Origin of the sequence: Parvibaculum sp., assembly GCF_049672805.1 — a bacterium.
In the GTDB taxonomy this organism is placed as follows: domain Bacteria; phylum Pseudomonadota; class Alphaproteobacteria; order Parvibaculales; family Parvibaculaceae; genus Parvibaculum.
The window spans coordinates 1-2,318 of the sequence record NZ_JBATWS010000388.1; the positions used below are offsets into that span (position 1 = coordinate 1).

2 protein-coding genes and 1 pseudogene are annotated in these 2,318 nt (G+C 63.5%); all 3 read right to left on the bottom strand.

Annotated elements, in window-relative coordinates; translation table 11 throughout:
• A partial coding sequence (locus WBF74_RS12065; protein WP_424440142.1) for a YicC/YloC family endoribonuclease occupies positions 1 to 521 on the bottom strand: 521 nt, incomplete at its 3' end.
• A gap of 60 nt (positions 522 to 581) precedes the next feature.
• Complete coding sequence (gene mltG, locus WBF74_RS12070; protein ID WP_424440145.1) at positions 582 to 1,664, bottom strand: endolytic transglycosylase MltG; 1,083 nt, start codon at positions 1,662 to 1,664, stop codon at positions 582 to 584.
• Positions 1,661 to 2,318, bottom strand: a pseudogene (locus tag WBF74_RS12075) (beta-ketoacyl synthase N-terminal-like domain-containing protein); the annotation flags it as partial. The pseudogene WBF74_RS12075 and the gene mltG, both read right to left, overlap by 4 nt.

The window sequence follows — 2,318 nt, forward strand, 5'->3', positions numbered from 1 at the left end:
CCCGTCAGCCGTTCGATTTCATCGATCTGGCCGCACAGCACGGTTTTCAGCTTCTGTCCTTCTTCGGCACGCGCGGATGCGAGAGCGGCAACCGCTTCCGCGAAGGATGCGACGAGCGCGTCCTCAAAGGCGGCGCGCTCCTCTTCCGTTTCCTCGGTTTCCTCGGCCTGCTCCAGCACACCTCGCAGTGCGAGTATTCCTTCGGGCCGGGGCGGTGCGGTCGTAATTGTGGTGCTGATCTCGTTGATCACATCCATGACCGTGCGCAGCGCATCGCGGTTTACGCGCAAGGGAGAGGTCTCGTTCGTGCGCTCCAGCGTCAGGGACACCTGACAATTCCCCCGGCGGATATGCCGCGCCAGTTCTGCACGCAGCCGCGCATCCAGCCGGTCGAGCCCCGGCGGCAGGCGAAAACGGGCATCCAGCCCCTTGCCGTTCACACTGCGGATTTCCCAGTGCCAGCGTGCGGCGCCGAACGATCCCTCTGTTCGGGCAAAGCCGGTCATGCTGTTGAGCGACATCAAATCTCCCTCGGGAATCACGAACCTTCGCGACTATAGCAGTAGCGCCGCCCCTTCCGGCTAGCGCAAGCCTCTCTCACGCTCTATCTGCCGCCACTCGCGAACCCGCTGCTGATGCTCGGCAAGCGTGCGGGAGAAGGCGTGCCCGCCTGTGCCGTCTGCTACGAAGTAATACTCGTTCGTGACGGGCGGGTTAAGCACGGCTTCCAGCGAGGCACGGCCGGGATTGCAGATCGGCGTCGGCGGAAGCCCGTCCACCAGATAGGTGTTGTAAGGCGTCAGCCGCTGAAGCTCGCTGCGGCGGATGGGCCGCCCGAGCGAGCCCTTGCCGCCCACAAGACCGTAAATGATTGTGGGGTCCGACTGGAGGCGCATGGAAGCCTTCAGGCGGTTGACGAAGACGGCCGCCACACGGGGCCGCTCCGAGGCGACGCCTGTTTCCTTCTCCACAATGGAAGCAAGGATGATCGCTTCTTCCCGCGTCTTGAAAGGAAGGTCGGGTGCGCGCTTGTCCCACAGTTCATCCATGGTGCGGGTTGCAGCGGCAACCATATCGGCCACAATCTTCTCGCGTGTTGTGCCGCGGGTGAAGCTGTAGGTCTCGGGCAGGAGTGCGCCTTCGGCGGGCGTGGGCGGCATGTCACCCTGAAGGGCCGGATGTGCCTCTACCAGCAACATGGCCTGTTCGCTCGTCAGCCCTTCGGCAATGGTGAGGCGGTGAAGGATCGAGCGCCCCTCGCGCAGAATACCCATGATGGCGGCCATGCTCGCCCCGGCGGGGATTTCATACTCGCCCGCCTTGAGCTGCCGTTCGGCGCGGCTGAGCCTCACCCCGGCGAGAAACACATTTGCATCGGAAATCACGCCTTCCCGCTCGAGGCGGTCTGCGATCGCGCGCACTCCCATGCCCGGCTCGAGCATAATGATCGCGGCCTCGTCATGGGGGCCGGATGTCTCGAAGAGATATTTGCCGTAGAAAAAAGCCACCCCGACCGCGAGGGCAGCGCCGAGCACCAAAGATATGAGCAGCGCAAGAACCACGCGGAGAAAGCGGCGTGGCTTGCGGGGGGCGTCCTTGCCGTCCAGGGCCTGATCGGCGCCGACAGCCCCCGGCGCTTCAGGCGTGGTGTCGCCGGGCGTCAACCATCAACCTTTTTCATCACCAGAGAGGCGTTGGTGCCGCCAAACCCGAAGGAGTTGCTGAGCGCATAATTGACTTCCTTGTCGCGCGCCTTGAGCGGCACAAGGTCAATCGCTGTCTCAACTTCCGGACTGTCGAGATTGAGCGTCGGCGGCAGCTTGCTGTCACGAATGGCAAGCATGCAGAAGATCGCTTCAACCGCGCCAGCCGCACCCAGCAGATGGCCGATGGAGGATTTGGTCGAGGACATCGACACTTTCCCCGCCGCATCGCCGAGCAGGCGCGTCACGGCTCCAAGCTCGATCGTGTCGGCCATGGTGGATGTGCCATGCGCGTTGACGTAGTCAATTTCGGAAGGCGAGATGCCCGCCCGCTTGAGTGCCGCCTGCATGGAGCGGAAACCGCCATTGCCATCTTCCGGCGGCGCGGTGATGTGATAAGCGTCGCCCGACAGGCCATAGCCAGCAATCTCGGCATAGATCTTCGCGCCACGCGCCTTGGCGTGTTCATATTCTTCGAGAACGACAACACCCGCGCCCTCGCCCATCACGAAGCCGTCGCGGTCCTTGTCATAGGGGCGCGAGGCCTTTTCGGGCGTATCGTTGAAACCGGTCGAAAGCGCGCGGCAGGCTCAGAAGCCAGCAATGCCGATGCGG